Source organism: Polaromonas sp. P2_G11, assembly GCF_056403595.1.
This window is the reverse complement of the sequence record NZ_JBFUFE010000006.1, coordinates 354,446-366,519: the sequence shown is the minus strand read 5'-3', so window position 1 is coordinate 366,519 and position 12,074 is coordinate 354,446. Positions and strand designations below refer to the sequence as shown.

Here is a 12,074-nt window from a genome sequence, read left to right as displayed (position 1 = left end):
ACCGGGGCATGGTCCAATGACACCCATGCCCAGCCCCAGCTTCACTCCGCCCACCCCAACCGGCATGCCGCCACGCTTGATTTGCTTCAACAAACCCTATGGCGTACTGAGCCAGTTCACGCCCGAAGGCCGCTGGCGCGGGTTGAAAGATTTCATCGCGGTACCCGACGTGTATGTGGCCGGCCGGCTGGACGCGGATAGCGAGGGCCTGCTGCTGCTGACGAGCGACGGCGCGCTACAGGCGCGCATCAGCGACCCGCGCTTCAAGATGGAAAAGATCTACTGGGTGCAGGTGGAAGGTCTGCCGGATGAGACTGCTCTGGCCGCACTGCGCCAGGGCGTGCAACTCAATGACGGCATGACGCGCCCGGCCAACGCGCGGTTGATTGACACACCGCCGGGCCTGTGGGAGCGCAAGCCGCCCGTGCGCGTGCGCAAGGCGATCCCGACGGCATGGCTGGAACTCGGCATTCGCGAAGGGCGCAACCGGCAGGTGCGGCGCATGACGGCTGCCGTGGGCTTTCCGACCTTGCGCCTGATTCGCGCTTCCATCGGCCCTTATGCGCTGCAGGGCCTGGCGCAGGGCAGCTGGCGTGAGGCGCAAGAGCAAGCGGAATAGAAGGCGGAATGGGCCAACACGCCGCAGAAGTTATTGCCGCAAAATCTTCTCCATCGCCTTTCCTTTGGCAAGCTCATCAATCAGCTTGTCCAGCCAGCGTATTTTTTGCATCAGCGGGTCTTCGACCTCTTCTACGCGAACACCGCAGACCACACCTTTGATCAGCGACACGTTCGGATGCATGGCTGGGGCCTGGGCGAAGAAAGTTTCGAAATCATTCTGCAGCTTGATTTGTTTGTCCAGCCCCTTTTGGTCATAACCGGTTAGCCAGCAAATGATCTGGTCGACTTCTTCTTTGGTGCGGCCTTTGCGTTCGGCTTTTTGAACCAACATAGGGTAGACCTTGGCAAAAGCCATCGTGAAAATCTTGTGCTGGGGCATCGTCGTTTCCTTCTGCAAAGCGGCTATGCCTCTGCCTCGATCGAGGCCTTCAACCGGCCCAGTGCCTGGTCCCACTGCTGGGCGATCAAATCCAGTGAGCGACGGGCTTCGTCGAGCTGCTGTGGGTCAAACTGCCACAGGCGCTCTCGCCCCACTTTGACGTGATGCACCAGCCCCGCGTCGGCCAGCACATGCAGGTGCTTGGTAACGGCCTGGCGGGTAATGTCGGTGGTGGAAGTGAGCTGGGCAATTGACACGGCGCCGCCCACGCAGAGCACGGCCACCAGCCGCAGGCGGGTTTCGTCGCCCAGGGCGGCGAAGACGCCTGCGGGGCCGCGCTGGGGGGTCAAGACTTCAGAGGTTTTAGTGCGAGGTGACATATTTCTGGATATTCTCCATCTGGCCTTCCCAGCCGCCGGCGTTCATCCGAATGGCCTCTGCACGGCGGGCCACGGGGATTTTGTCAAAGCCTGATTCCACCACGCTGAGCAGGGTGCCCTTGCCGGTGTCTTTGAGCGTGAACTCGACCAGCGTGGTGGGCTCTTTCGAATAGTCAATGGCCGGGTCTACCGCGTAGGGGTGCCAGCGGTAAGAGAACAGCTTTTCGGGCTCAATGCGCTCAATGAGCACGTCAAACACCACGTGCTCGTAGCCCGGAATGGTGATGTGGCCTTGCACCTGCTGGCCGGCGATAAAGTTTTTGCCCTTGAGCGCCACGCCGAACCAGCCGCCAAATTCTTCGGCGTTCACCAGCGCGCGCCAGACCCGTGACACGGGGGCGTTGATCAAGGTGCTGCGTTCGATGCGGTCTGTAGATGATGAAGACGATGTCGTTGATGAAGTCATATGCAATCTCCTGGTTGCATTTATTATGCGCAAGTCAATTCAAAAGCGCAATAAAATGGTTGCATTAATTTGAAACCATTTTTATCGCCTGCGATAAATTGCAACCAGATGGGGAAACTGCACGCTAAATGCTTACCCAGCGCGTGAGAGCGTCGCACGGCTCACGGTGGTTTCGCCGATCGGGATTCCCCAGGGACGCGTGAAAGTGGCCCTGGAGCCCGTCTATTTGGCCGATGGCTTGTTCAGTGCCGCGGCATCGCGTATCAATGCCTTCAGCGCTTTCTCATCGACCTTGTCGCCCTCATGAAAATCAATGGCGCGGCGGGTGTTGCCTTCGAGGCTGGAGTTGAAAAGGCCCGAAGGGTCTTCGAGCTTTGCGCCCTTGGGGAAGGTCAGCTTCACGGCCTTCTTGTAGGTCTCGCCGGTGCAGAGGATGCCGTCTTTAGACCAGACGGGAACACTCCACTTCCATTCCTCGACCACATTGGGAACGGCCTGTGTGACGATGGCCCGGACGCGGGCGAGCGTCTCGCCGCGCCAGTCATCGAGGCCTTTGATCTTTGCGTCTATCAACTCAGAAGCTGAGCCTGATTCTTTTGCTTCAACCGGTGCGCTCTTGGTCTTGTTCATGTTGTTGCTCCATTCATCATGTCTGGTGTTTGCTCACATCTTTTCGCCGGGTAGCTGGCTGGCCTGTTTCACCCAGTCGGTGAGCTGCGCTTCGTCGAAGGGGTCATCTTCATGGATGTCGAGATAGCGCGTGTCTTGGCTCTTGGATTCACCCGGCGGAACAGGCCGTAGCGACGTGCCGCGAAAAAATGCCACCTTGACGTACTTCGTGAAGCAATGGACGCTGAGGAACCAGCCTTGGTCCTCCACACCGTAGAAGGGTGAATTCCATTTGACGGCCTTGTGCACACCAGGAACAGTGCGCACGATGAGCGCGTCAAGGCGTTGGCCGATGTCGCGCTTCCACCCCGGCATGGCCGCGATGTAAGCCTGCACGGGTGCATCGCCCTCGCCCTTGGGAATCTGCGGGTTGCCGCCTGAGAGCAGGGCCGGCTTGCCTGCCTTTGCCGCCACCCTGCTCGCATCGGGCTTCTTCTTGGCCATTGCATTCATCTCAATGCCTTGTGTCGAAGACCCGGGCAGTCAACCTGCCCGCGCCAGAACCTGTTCGAGCTTGGCAAAGAACTGCGGCCAGCCGTGCTTGGCGCCCTGGTAGGCCTGCTCCTGGTCCAGCCGGAAGCCCGACTGCTCCATGCGCAGGTGTGTGCCCGTGCCTGTGGGGGTGAGCGTCCAGGTGACGACGCTTTCAAGCCCATAGGCGGCCCAGGTGTAAGACAGCGTTTTGTCGGGCTCGATGGCCAGAACCTGGCATTCAACAGCGCCCCAGTCTGCGCGCAGGCTGAAACGCTGGTCCATGACGGGCTTGAAGTCGTTCTTCATGAGCCACTCTTCGATCAGGTGCGGCTGCGTGAGGGCGCGCCAGATTTTTTCGGGCGGGTAAGGGATCTCGCGCTCAACGACGACGGCGCGTGTTTCAGTGGAAGCAGCGGTGGTGCTAAGGGTTGCAGTGTTGCTCATTGGTCCATCCTTTTCAAAAGTGATTCGAGATGATCGATGCGGTCGTTCCAGAAAGCGCCATAAAAACTCACCCAGTCGCGCAGGACGGAGAGCGCCAGCGGCTGGGCGCTGTAATGCGTTTCGCGGCCCTCACGCCTGTCGTCCACCAGCTTTGCCTGTTTCAGGATGCGCAGGTGCTTGGACACCGCCGGCTGCGACACGCCCGCGCGGTCTGTCAGCGCACGCACGGTTTGCGCCCCGTCCTGGGCCAGGCGCTCAAAAATCGCCCGGCGTGTCGGGTCGGCCAGGGCTTTGAAAACTTCGTTGGCTACCTCGTTGGAAACTGTTTGCATGCCGAAATCATAACCATATGGTTATTGGTTTGTCAACCCACCTGGATCCAGAAAGTGAAGGCCCCGGGGATTCAGCCCCGTCAACCTCAGCGTGACCTGAGCGTGACAACCCGTTGCCATCATGGAAGGCAGTTCATGAACGCCGCCATTCAACAATGCCGCCTTTCTCTGACAGACAAACGCTTGCGATGCGTGCCAAATGGGTTTCAAGCGCCGCCGTTGGAGGCGCATAACGACCCCTTCCAGGAGATAGCCATGCCCCAGTTCGCCATGATTACCGGTGACGTGACTTACACACCGGGTGACGGTACGCCCATCGAGATCCCGCGCGTGCGCGTGGAAGTTGCGCTGGAGCCGGACAGCGCCACGCTCAGCTGGGACGCCGGCGACGGTGTTGCCGCCGTCACGGCGATTCCGCGCATCCAGTTTGACGACTACGTGAGCAAAGGAAAAATTACGCTCACGCAGTAAACACCGCGGGCGTCGTTCGTCATTGCGGCTTCTCGTGGCGCCAGCGCTGCCGCAGGGCCGCAATAATCGGGTCCATGTCCGCCAGCCATTCACACACCATCTCCCTGCCGTCCTTGCCGTCCTTGCCCTCTTCACCTGTCTCGCCATTCACCCGCCGCTCGGTCTTGCTGGCGGGCGCCGGCATGCTGGCCTTGCCTGCCTCATGCCTTGCCGCGGCACCGGCGCCCTCGGGCGCCTGGCCTGCCGCGTCGCAGGTTCCCGGCGGCATTGCCCGGCTGCCGCTGGGCCCGGCGGCGGTGCGGCCTGTGGCGCAGGCCGGTGGCGTGCCCTTGCTGGTGCTGGGTGACCCTGCGGGTTGGACGGCGCTGGTGGGCATTGCGCTGTCTGCAGAGCCCGGCGAGGCGAGCATCTCGGTGCTGGCCCCTGACGGCAGCCAGCAGCAGCTTGCCTACACGGTGGCGCCCAAGCATTACCTTGAGCAGCGCCTGAAGGTGGCGCCCGGCACGGTGGATTTGTCGCCCGAAGACCAGGCGCGCTACGAGCGCGAGCGCGCGCACCAGGAAGTGGTGATGGCCACCTTCAGCGAGCCTTTGCCGCAAACGCCGCTGCGCATGCAGGTGCCGGTGCCGGGGCGCCGCTCCAGCTCGTTCGGGCTGCGGCGCGTCTTCAACGGGCAGTCGCGCAACCCGCACAGCGGCATGGACATCGCCGCCGCCACGGGCACGCCGGTGGTGGCGCCGCTGCCCGCCCGCGTCATTGACACGGGCGACTACTTCTTCAACGGCAACACGGTGTGGCTGGACCACGGCGGCGGCTTGCTGAGCATGATGTGCCACCTGAGCGCGATTGGCGTGGCCGTTGGCGACACACTGAAGGCGGGCGAGCGCCTGGGCGCCGTGGGCGCCACGGGCCGCGTCACGGGGCCGCACCTGCACTGGGGCGTGATGCTGAACCGCGCCATGGTGGACCCGGCGCTGTTTCTGGGGGCCCGGGCAGGCGGCGAGTAACTGTGAGCAGTGGTGAGTAGCGGCAGGCTAATTAATGGAAAAAGTGGCCAGAACCCAATAGGGCCTTGCGAAAGCAGCTATTAAAAGCATAGCGCCTGCCCGGCAGAAACAGGCTGCAACTGAATCTGGACGGGCCCCTCTAGCCCGGTAGGTCGCACTCACTAGGGAAAACATTGATGATGAATCATTGTTCAACCCCTTTGAAGGAAACACCATGACCGCCAAAAACCTGTCTACCGTTGCAACCGACCTCATCGAGTCTTCGGGCAACACCGCCCGCCACGTGATCAACGCCTACCGCGCCGGCGGCGAGCGCGCAGTCATCCTGCTGGAGCAGCGCTGGAACCGTGCCCTGAAACAGTCGCGCACCGAACTGACAGCCGAAACGGCCAAAAACGCCACGGCAGCACAACTGGCCTTCAGCGTGTACTACACCAAGGGCCTGATGCTGACGACCAACGGCGCACAGCAAGTGGTGAGCCAGCTGGTCAAGGTTCTGGAGAGCGGCGTGGAGCGTGCTGCCGCCAATGCCAGCCTGTTTGAAGAAAAAACCGGCGTGACCACTCTGAACACGCTGGCCCAGGCCACCGCACCGGGCGCCCTGGCACTGAGCAAACTCGCCGCGCAGATCGAGCAGAAGACCGCCCAGCTCGCCAGCAAAATTGCCGGCGACCAGGCCAGCACCGCCAAGCGCAAGACGGCGTTTAGCCAGCGCCGCACCGCCAAGGCTGCCTGAGCATTTCTGAATAAAAGGGGGCCGTAGCCCTTTACCGGCGGGCGCAAGCAGCTATCAAATCAGTAGCGTATTGAAGCAGTGCATTGACCCCAAAAGAAAAAGCCGCCTTTCCAGGCGGCTTTTTCATGCGCGGAATTCTCCGGCTACTGGCTACTGGCCCAGATAGATCTGGAAAATAATGCCGGTGTTGTTGGCGACCAGCACATAGTCACCGCCGGTTTGCACCCAGTGATAGCCGGGAGGCGGCGCGCTCAGCCGGTGGCCGCGCCAGTCATCTACCCAATAGCCCCGGTCGCGGTATTGCGCCGGCAAGCGGCCGCCGCGGTAGAAGTTGTGATCGGGGCCCGCACCACGCCCGCCGGCCTGGGAATGCGGCGGCGGGCCGGCATGGTGGTGTTTGGCTTTTTTGTGGCCATGGCCGCGGCCGTGGTCGTCATCCTTCCCCTTGGCCATTGCCAGCCCGCTGAAAGCGAGGGACGCTGCCGCCAGGGCGGTCATCAAGGTTCTGGTTTTCATGTGGATCCTTCTCTTTGTAGTGAAACTTGATTGTTCGCCCGCAAGAGGCCGGCACGCGTAGGAAAAGCGCCTGTTCACCGCGCTTTACCCGGCGTTTGCACGGATTTAACGCCGCCACCCGGCCAGGCGACCTCCGCCGCGCTTGAAATGCCCGCCACGGCCCCCAGTTGCGCCTGATGACTGACCCTCTCCACATCGTCTGCCCGCACTGCCATACCACCAACCGCGTGCGCGCCGACCAGCTGGGCAGCCAGCCAACTTGCGGCAGCTGCAAGAAGGCGCTGTTTACCGCGCATTCCACCGCGCTGGACGAAGCCGCGTTTGACAAACACATCACCCGCAACCAGATTCCGGTGCTGGTGGACTTCTGGGCGCCGTGGTGCGGGCCGTGCCGGCAAATGGCGCCGACCTATGAGCAGGCGGCAGCACAGCTGGAGCCGCAGGTGCGCGTAGCCAAGGTCGACACCGAAGCGGTGCCCAACCTGGGCGCGCGCTTCAACATCCGCAGCATTCCCACGCTGGCCTTGTTCAAGGGCGGCCGTGAAGTGGCGCGCCAGGCCGGCGCCATGGGTGCGGCCGACATCGTGCGCTGGGTGCAGGGTAATTTACGCTGAGACCATCAGCCGGCGCTATGCTTTTTATAGCTGCTTTCGCCCGCCTGTATTAGCCTTCTGGCACTTTTCCCAATAATTTTTGCGCACCCGCGCCCGGGGGCGCGTTCACCCGCTCAATCAGTCGAGCGCGGCGTCCGCCACCAGGTAGCGCCTCACCAGGTCAAAAAAGCGGTCGTAAAAATCATCGGCGGTGATGGTTTCACTGCCCACCTTGACCATGGACTCATTGCTCGACGTGAAAGGCAGCGAGACGGAGCCGATGGCGCCCACACCCAGGCTGGCGGAGTTGTTGGTTTTTTTCATGGCGTAGCTGTCCTGCAGGGCCGTGACAAAACCCAGACTCACTTTTCCATCGGGCGTGTCGGGGGCGCACACCACGCGAACCACCATTTGCAGGTGCGCCTCGGGCTCGGGCTGGAAGGCTTTTTGCCCTTCCACCAATTCGGCGCTGGCCATGTTGATGATGTAGCCCTGGCTCAGCAACGCACGCCGCGAGGCCTCGCAGGTCCGTGCCGGGGTGGCGTCAAAGAGGCGCGAATACGTCTGGGTGGAGGCAAACTTTTCCTGCAGCGGAAACGCTTTGGCGCCGGTGACGCAGCCTGTCATTAGGGGCGACAGGCCGCATGCTGCCAGCAGCACGGCGGGGAGTCGGCAGGATTTCCAGAGTTGCATCAAAAGGGAAGTTTCCACAAAGGTATCCACAGAGGTAAGAGGTGTCTCATGCACAACGTGTCACCATACCTCCAATACCTCCGTCAGAGGCGCCAGCTTACGCATCGGGTGCGTCGCAGTTGTAGCAAATCGTTCGCGAGGCCGGCGGAGTGCCGCCAAACAGGCCCGCTATTTCCCGTCCTGGCCTGCCGACCAGAAGATGCCGCTCCATTCCAGGGGGTTCAGGCTGCGTTCACGGTGGAAATTGATGTACGCGCCGCCCGGCAAATCCCACTGCACCAGGGGACCTTCAAGAATCGCAAAGGTGGTTGATTTGTGGGCTACACCGTACTGTCTGACCAGTTTGTCGCGCCACGCACCATGGCGCCACCAGGGCACACGCACCATGGTGTGCGTGAGTTTTCCCTTTGCAAAGAAAAGCAGCACGCTCATGGCCGGCAAACCATCGACATGTGTCACGGTGGAATAGCACACGCGGTCGCCCAGGCGCGGTGCAGACGAATCGTCATAGCAGCGCAAAAATACATTGGGAAAAAGCTTGCGCGCGGCTTTTTCATCGGTGGCACTCGTGAGCTTGTCATATTGCATCTCGACAGCCACGTAGTCCTCACGAAAGTAATCGCGGTAGTCCTTCCACCTCTCGCGGTTGAAGAAGCAAAGAACGGCGATGGCCGCCAGCAGCACGACCAGGACCGCGACGACCCATATCCTCAAATTTCTGTTCATTGTTGATGAATCCCTGAATACCGCCCCATGGCAGCTCGGGCCATTCTAGTGAGGGTATTGGATTTCCATCAGCCGGCTGTAGCAGACTCCTGCCTGATCCCACCGGCTCAAGCCGCTGCCCGGCCGTTGATCTGCCCGGTGGGCACCTGGTAGTTGCGCTCGTCAAACAGGTCAATGCCGCATTTCAGTGATTCCGCCCAGTCAAAAAACTGGCCGATGGCCGGGCCTTTGAGCGGCGCGCCGTGCTGGGGCACCAGCATGGAAATATCCAGCCGGCGCGCCATGGCCACCCACAGGCGCAGAACCTTGTTCGACACCATGTAGCGCTTGTGGAAGCCCTCCATCAACGGCAGATGGGGCTTCAGGTCGGTGACGGGCACCTGCGCCGTCCGGCCTGACATCATCGACACACCGAGATCACCGGTGAACAGGATGCGGCTGATGGGATCGTAAAAATGGAAGTTGCCTTCCGAGTGCAGGAAGTGCGCGGGCAACAGCCACAGCTCGCTCTGCCCCAGCGGCAACCGCCCGCCGCTGTCGGGCACGCCGACCAGGCGCTGCTCGGTCTTGCCGACCTTGGTGAAGTGCGGCACAAAACGCTCCCACACACGCGAGATCACCAGCTGTGCCGGAGTGGACGTGAGCCAGCGGTCCAGCGAGGCAATGATGTCGGGGTCGGCGTGGGAGGCGATGATGTAAGACAGTTTTTGCGGGCTGAAGTGGCGCGACATGCCCAGGAACAATTCGTTGAACGCCAGGTTGCCGCCCGGGTCGATCACGGCGCCGGTGCCGTTGTCGACAATCAGGAACTGGTTGGACTGGACGGCATGCGCGTCTTCCTCGATCAGGTCGGTGAACATCAGGCAGGCATGCCTGTCGTCACGGTAAAGCTCTATGGGCATAGCTGAATGCGTGCGGCGACGCAGAAAAAAAAGCCACTTTATAAGCCGCCCGCTGCTCGCGTATTGATGCAGGTCAATGACACGCCTGAAGCGTGCGCCCGCCGCCCACGCCGGCGCAACACGCGCGATGCAGCAGGCAAAAAAAAGGCGCCGGCGCCTCAATAGGCACCGGCGCGCCTTGCTTGCGCATGGCAGCTGTCCAGGCACCGCGTGGCGGCGCCCCCGAACAGCGCTTTACTTAACCGCTTAACCGCGGCGGCGGTTGTTCATCATGCGTTCCACGTCGTCGCGCAGCGATGTCAGCTCGTTGCGCAGCTGGCGGCGCTCCTGCGCGGTCACCACGCCGTCGGACTTGAATTGGGCCTCGTGGCGCTCAATGCGGCGTTCACGCTGGTGCAGCCTGGCGGCTTCGCGTTGCGTGATGTGACCCGTGCGCACGCCTTCGTCAATGCGTTGGCTGATCTGGAATTCACGGTTGTCGATGCCGGGGGTATTGCCGGCATTGCCAGGCCTGCCCGCCACATCGCGGTTGTTCATCATGCGTTCCACTTCGGCGCTGAGGCCGTCCAGGTCAGCGCGCAGCTGCTGGCGCTCTTGTGGTGTGGCAACGCCGTTGGATTTAAAACGTGCCTCGCGAGCCGCGATTTCCTGGTCGCGGCGGTACAGCACCTGCGCTTCGGACGGCGTGATGTGGCCGGAGGCCAGACCCTGCTGAATACGCGCGCTGATGGCTTGCTGCGCCTGGTCAATGCCGGGTGTATTAGTACCCTGCGCCATGGCAGGTGCAAATCCCAGCCCGGCGAACAGGGCTGAGGCCAGCAATGAGACAGTGAGGAATTTCGATTTCATGGGGTTCTCCTTGGAATGCTTATGCGTTTGATTGCCAGCAACCCGGTGGGCAACTTGCGGTGGCGGCGATAAATCTCCGTCTCGGCAAGCGGCCGTGGGGGCTGCTCCTGAATCGCTGCTTTCAAAGGCCTTTGCGCTTCAGTAAAACCATTGTTGGCCCGCTCTTGTGAATGCCGTGTAAGGCAAACGGAGCTTTACCCCGTCATTACGCAGTGATTACCCTTGCATTACCTCGCGCTTGCAGTGGTGTCCAGATGCGCTTTGGCATGGTTAGACTGTGCGCATGCTGATCATCCCTTCGCTGAGCCGCAAGCAGCTGCATCCGGAAGACAAGGCGCCGGCCGCGCACCCGGCTCCACCCGATAACCTGAAATAAACCGGCACGACGCATGGACTCGCATCACCATTCCCTTCGCCGCCAACTCCTGCTGGGCGCTGCCTGCTCTGCGCTGCTGTTGGCTGCGGCTTGCTCCAGAAAAGCCGGGCCCAAAGGCAAGACCCTGCCCAAGGAGGCCACCCTGCTGTGCCTGGGCGATTCGCTGACCTTTGGCTACGGCGCCCCGGCGGGCGCCAGCTACCCGCAGCAGCTGGAACTGCTGACCGGCTACGTCACGCAGAACGCGGGCATCAACGGCGACACAGCGGCCGGTGCGCTGGCACGCCTGCCGGCGCTGCTGCAGGAAAACAAGCCGGGCCTGGTGCTGGTGTGCATTGGCGGCAACGACTTTCTGCGCAACATGCCGCTGGACAGCACCCGCGCTGCCATCAGGTCGATTGTGCAAACCGCCGCTGCCAGCACGCAGGTGGTGCTGATCGCGCAGCCCAAACCCGTGCTGCTTTCTGCCGCGATGGGCTCACTGAAAGACCATGAGGTGTATGCCGAGATCGCCGCGGAAACAGCCACCCCGCTTTTTGCCGATGCCTGGTCTTATGTGCTGTCACGCAGCGAATTGCGTTCTGACCAGATCCACGCCAATGCGGAAGGCTACAAGGTGTTTGCCGGGCGTTTGGCCGACTGGCTGCGCGACAGGAAATTTGTCGCCTGACGGGTTTGTCAGCCGGTGCGGTCGCGCCTGGCTGCCGTTTCAAGAAACGCCGCGTGGCGCGCCGGGATCTGCGTGAGCGCATAGGCAGCCGCCTGCTCGCGGATGCTGTTGCGGTCACCGCTGAACCTGCGGGTTTCGGTGAACACCGCGTCCCCACGTCCATCACGCCCCGCAAACATCCAGGCAAAGCACTGCGTGCCGGCGGGAATCTTCGGGTCGGTGCCGTCGGTCACGCCGGTGTTGGCAATGGCCATGGTGGCCTCGCTCTTTTGCATCGCGCCGCGCACCATCTCGGCAGCCACCTCTTCGCTGGTGAGGTTGCAGCGCTCGATGGTTTCTGCTTTCACCCCAAGGCAACGCTGTTTGGCCCGGGGTGAATACACCACATAAGCCGACTCCAGCAAGGACCCCGCACCCGGCACATCCGCGAGGTGTGCGGCGATCAGGCCTGCGGTGCAGGACTCGGCGGTGGCCAACACCAGCGAGTGGTTTTTCATGTAAGCCGCGACGGCCCTGAGCTGGTTGCTGCTGGCGTCGCGGGAGGACTGACGGGAAGGCGGACTTGTGCTCTCAGGCGTCATGGCGTGCGGCCCAGGCGGCACCTGAACCTTTAGCGGAGATATCCAGACTATGCGTTGCCGGTGCCCACGCGGCCAGAGCGTGTTGCTGACGGCCTTGTAGGAATGATGTGCGCCCCGGCGCAGGACCCTGCCCGCTTGCGGCTCCGCCATCACCCTACACAAACAGAAGCCCGCAGAGTCATGCTATTG

At 62.0% G+C, this 12,074-nt stretch carries 19 protein-coding genes; 6 read left to right on the top strand and 13 right to left on the bottom strand.

Annotated features, from left to right (window positions below; genetic code table 11):
* Nucleotides 1–25 precede the first annotated feature (25 nt).
* Nucleotides 26–619 carry a pseudouridine synthase gene (locus tag AC1DWQ_RS21900; RefSeq protein WP_477671529.1) on the top strand — a complete coding sequence of 198 codons (594 nt, stop codon included), beginning with the start codon at nt 26–28 and terminating at the stop codon, nt 617–619.
* Between the two features lie 30 nt (nt 620–649).
* On the opposite strand, the gene AC1DWQ_RS21895 is transcribed toward AC1DWQ_RS21900, so the two are convergent.
* The 7 genes from AC1DWQ_RS21895 to AC1DWQ_RS21865 form a co-directional block, all read right to left on the bottom strand.
* Entirely contained in the window at nt 650–1,000 is a 351-nt protein-coding gene (locus AC1DWQ_RS21895) for a DUF2200 domain-containing protein (protein ID WP_477671528.1), read from the bottom strand.
* 23 nt (nt 1,001–1,023) lie between these two features.
* On the bottom strand, nt 1,024–1,350 hold the full coding sequence (locus AC1DWQ_RS21890; RefSeq protein WP_477671527.1) for an ArsR/SmtB family transcription factor: 327 nt from the start codon (nt 1,348–1,350) through the stop codon (nt 1,024–1,026).
* Nucleotides 1,351–1,363: 13 nt separating this feature from the next.
* A complete protein-coding gene (locus AC1DWQ_RS21885) occupies nt 1,364–1,846 on the bottom strand; it encodes an SRPBCC family protein (protein ID WP_477671526.1) in 483 nt (160 codons plus the stop codon).
* A 222-nt stretch (nt 1,847–2,068) separates the two neighbouring features.
* A complete protein-coding gene (locus AC1DWQ_RS21880) occupies nt 2,069–2,476 on the bottom strand; it encodes a DUF1801 domain-containing protein (protein WP_477671525.1) in 408 nt (135 codons plus the stop codon).
* Nucleotides 2,477–2,509: 33 nt separating this feature from the next.
* Entirely contained in the window at nt 2,510–2,959 is a 450-nt protein-coding gene (locus tag AC1DWQ_RS21875; protein ID WP_477671624.1) for a DUF1801 domain-containing protein, read from the bottom strand.
* A 39-nt stretch (nt 2,960–2,998) separates the two neighbouring features.
* A complete protein-coding gene (locus tag AC1DWQ_RS21870) occupies nt 2,999–3,433 on the bottom strand; it encodes an SRPBCC family protein (protein ID WP_477671524.1) in 435 nt (144 codons plus the stop codon).
* The gene (locus AC1DWQ_RS21865; protein ID WP_477648908.1) at nt 3,430–3,765 is read right to left on the bottom strand and encodes an ArsR/SmtB family transcription factor; all 336 of its coding nucleotides are present in this window, start codon (nt 3,763–3,765) and stop codon (nt 3,430–3,432) included. Before AC1DWQ_RS21865 ends, AC1DWQ_RS21870 begins: the two co-directional genes overlap by 4 nt.
* Nucleotides 3,766–4,020: 255 nt before the next feature.
* Between AC1DWQ_RS21865 and AC1DWQ_RS21860 the strand changes: the two genes are divergently transcribed.
* From AC1DWQ_RS21860 to AC1DWQ_RS21850, 3 genes are all read left to right on the top strand, one after another.
* Entirely contained in the window at nt 4,021–4,236 is a 216-nt protein-coding gene (locus AC1DWQ_RS21860) for a hypothetical protein (protein WP_457279148.1), read from the top strand.
* Between the two features lie 74 nt (nt 4,237–4,310).
* Nucleotides 4,311–5,243 carry a peptidoglycan DD-metalloendopeptidase family protein gene (locus AC1DWQ_RS21855; RefSeq protein ID WP_477671523.1) on the top strand — a complete coding sequence of 311 codons (933 nt, stop codon included), beginning with the start codon at nt 4,311–4,313 and terminating at the stop codon, nt 5,241–5,243.
* Between the two features lie 214 nt (nt 5,244–5,457).
* On the top strand, nt 5,458–5,979 hold the full coding sequence (locus AC1DWQ_RS21850) for a hypothetical protein (RefSeq protein ID WP_457279150.1): 522 nt from the start codon (nt 5,458–5,460) through the stop codon (nt 5,977–5,979).
* Nucleotides 5,980–6,129: 150 nt separating this feature from the next.
* Here AC1DWQ_RS21850 and AC1DWQ_RS21845 read toward each other — a convergent pair whose 3' ends face one another.
* Nucleotides 6,130–6,495 carry an RcnB family protein gene (locus AC1DWQ_RS21845; RefSeq protein ID WP_477671522.1) on the bottom strand — a complete coding sequence of 122 codons (366 nt, stop codon included), beginning with the start codon at nt 6,493–6,495 and terminating at the stop codon, nt 6,130–6,132.
* Between the two features lie 176 nt (nt 6,496–6,671).
* Here AC1DWQ_RS21845 and trxC point away from each other — a divergent pair, with 176 nt between their 5' ends.
* Nucleotides 6,672–7,109 (top strand): thioredoxin TrxC, encoded by a 438-nt coding sequence (gene trxC, locus AC1DWQ_RS21840; RefSeq protein ID WP_477671521.1) that lies wholly within the window; start codon nt 6,672–6,674, stop codon nt 7,107–7,109.
* Between the two features lie 117 nt (nt 7,110–7,226).
* Here trxC and AC1DWQ_RS21835 read toward each other — a convergent pair whose 3' ends face one another.
* The 4 genes from AC1DWQ_RS21835 to AC1DWQ_RS21820 all read right to left on the bottom strand — a co-directional run bounded on the left by AC1DWQ_RS21835 (nt 7,227) and on the right by AC1DWQ_RS21820 (nt 10,258).
* Entirely contained in the window at nt 7,227–7,715 is a 489-nt protein-coding gene (locus AC1DWQ_RS21835; RefSeq protein WP_477671623.1) for a DUF2242 domain-containing protein, read from the bottom strand.
* A gap of 234 nt (nt 7,716–7,949) precedes the next feature.
* Complete coding sequence (locus AC1DWQ_RS21830) at nt 7,950–8,507, bottom strand: hypothetical protein (protein WP_477671520.1); 558 nt, start codon at nt 8,505–8,507, stop codon at nt 7,950–7,952.
* Between the two features lie 107 nt (nt 8,508–8,614).
* The gene (locus tag AC1DWQ_RS21825; RefSeq protein ID WP_477671519.1) at nt 8,615–9,409 is read right to left on the bottom strand and encodes an oxygen-binding di-iron domain-containing protein; all 795 of its coding nucleotides are present in this window, start codon (nt 9,407–9,409) and stop codon (nt 8,615–8,617) included.
* A 246-nt stretch (nt 9,410–9,655) separates the two neighbouring features.
* Nucleotides 9,656–10,258: a hypothetical protein gene (locus AC1DWQ_RS21820; protein ID WP_477671518.1), complete on the bottom strand. Its 603-nt coding sequence runs from the start codon at nt 10,256–10,258 to the stop codon at nt 9,656–9,658.
* A 389-nt stretch (nt 10,259–10,647) separates the two neighbouring features.
* Between AC1DWQ_RS21820 and AC1DWQ_RS21815 the strand changes: the two genes are divergently transcribed.
* Nucleotides 10,648–11,304 (top strand): GDSL-type esterase/lipase family protein, encoded by a 657-nt coding sequence (locus tag AC1DWQ_RS21815; protein ID WP_477671517.1) that lies wholly within the window; start codon nt 10,648–10,650, stop codon nt 11,302–11,304.
* A gap of 8 nt (nt 11,305–11,312) precedes the next feature.
* On the opposite strand, the gene AC1DWQ_RS21810 is transcribed toward AC1DWQ_RS21815, so the two are convergent.
* Nucleotides 11,313–11,885 carry a CinA family protein gene (locus AC1DWQ_RS21810; protein ID WP_477671516.1) on the bottom strand — a complete coding sequence of 191 codons (573 nt, stop codon included), beginning with the start codon at nt 11,883–11,885 and terminating at the stop codon, nt 11,313–11,315.
* Nucleotides 11,886–12,074 lie beyond the last annotated feature (189 nt).

What these genes read in the sequence shown, in the direction of transcription:
- AC1DWQ_RS21900 (WP_477671529.1), top strand. Translation starts at nt 26, where the DNA reads ATGCCCAGCCCCAGCTTCACTCCGCCCACCCCAACCGGCATGCCGCCA.
- AC1DWQ_RS21895 (WP_477671528.1), bottom strand. Translation starts at nt 1,000, where the DNA reads ATGCCCCAGCACAAGATTTTCACGATGGCTTTTGCCAAGGTCTACCCT.
- AC1DWQ_RS21885 (WP_477671526.1), bottom strand. Translation starts at nt 1,846, where the DNA reads ATGACTTCATCAACGACATCGTCTTCATCATCTACAGACCGCATCGAA.
- AC1DWQ_RS21880 (WP_477671525.1), bottom strand. Translation starts at nt 2,476, where the DNA reads ATGAACAAGACCAAGAGCGCACCGGTTGAAGCAAAAGAATCAGGCTCA.
- AC1DWQ_RS21875 (WP_477671624.1), bottom strand. Translation starts at nt 2,959, where the DNA reads ATGGCCAAGAAGAAGCCCGATGCGAGCAGGGTGGCGGCAAAGGCAGGC.
- AC1DWQ_RS21870 (WP_477671524.1), bottom strand. Translation starts at nt 3,433, where the DNA reads ATGAGCAACACTGCAACCCTTAGCACCACCGCTGCTTCCACTGAAACA.
- AC1DWQ_RS21865 (WP_477648908.1), bottom strand. Translation starts at nt 3,765, where the DNA reads ATGCAAACAGTTTCCAACGAGGTAGCCAACGAAGTTTTCAAAGCCCTG.
- AC1DWQ_RS21860 (WP_457279148.1), top strand. Translation starts at nt 4,021, where the DNA reads ATGCCCCAGTTCGCCATGATTACCGGTGACGTGACTTACACACCGGGT.
- AC1DWQ_RS21855 (WP_477671523.1), top strand. Translation starts at nt 4,311, where the DNA reads ATGTCCGCCAGCCATTCACACACCATCTCCCTGCCGTCCTTGCCGTCC.
- AC1DWQ_RS21850 (WP_457279150.1), top strand. Translation starts at nt 5,458, where the DNA reads ATGACCGCCAAAAACCTGTCTACCGTTGCAACCGACCTCATCGAGTCT.
- AC1DWQ_RS21845 (WP_477671522.1), bottom strand. Translation starts at nt 6,495, where the DNA reads ATGAAAACCAGAACCTTGATGACCGCCCTGGCGGCAGCGTCCCTCGCT.
- trxC (WP_477671521.1), top strand. Translation starts at nt 6,672, where the DNA reads ATGACTGACCCTCTCCACATCGTCTGCCCGCACTGCCATACCACCAAC.
- AC1DWQ_RS21835 (WP_477671623.1), bottom strand. Translation starts at nt 7,715, where the DNA reads ATGACAGGCTGCGTCACCGGCGCCAAAGCGTTTCCGCTGCAGGAAAAG.
- AC1DWQ_RS21830 (WP_477671520.1), bottom strand. Translation starts at nt 8,507, where the DNA reads ATGAACAGAAATTTGAGGATATGGGTCGTCGCGGTCCTGGTCGTGCTG.
- AC1DWQ_RS21825 (WP_477671519.1), bottom strand. Translation starts at nt 9,409, where the DNA reads ATGCCCATAGAGCTTTACCGTGACGACAGGCATGCCTGCCTGATGTTC.
- AC1DWQ_RS21820 (WP_477671518.1), bottom strand. Translation starts at nt 10,258, where the DNA reads ATGAAATCGAAATTCCTCACTGTCTCATTGCTGGCCTCAGCCCTGTTC.
- AC1DWQ_RS21815 (WP_477671517.1), top strand. Translation starts at nt 10,648, where the DNA reads ATGGACTCGCATCACCATTCCCTTCGCCGCCAACTCCTGCTGGGCGCT.
- AC1DWQ_RS21810 (WP_477671516.1), bottom strand. Translation starts at nt 11,885, where the DNA reads ATGACGCCTGAGAGCACAAGTCCGCCTTCCCGTCAGTCCTCCCGCGAC.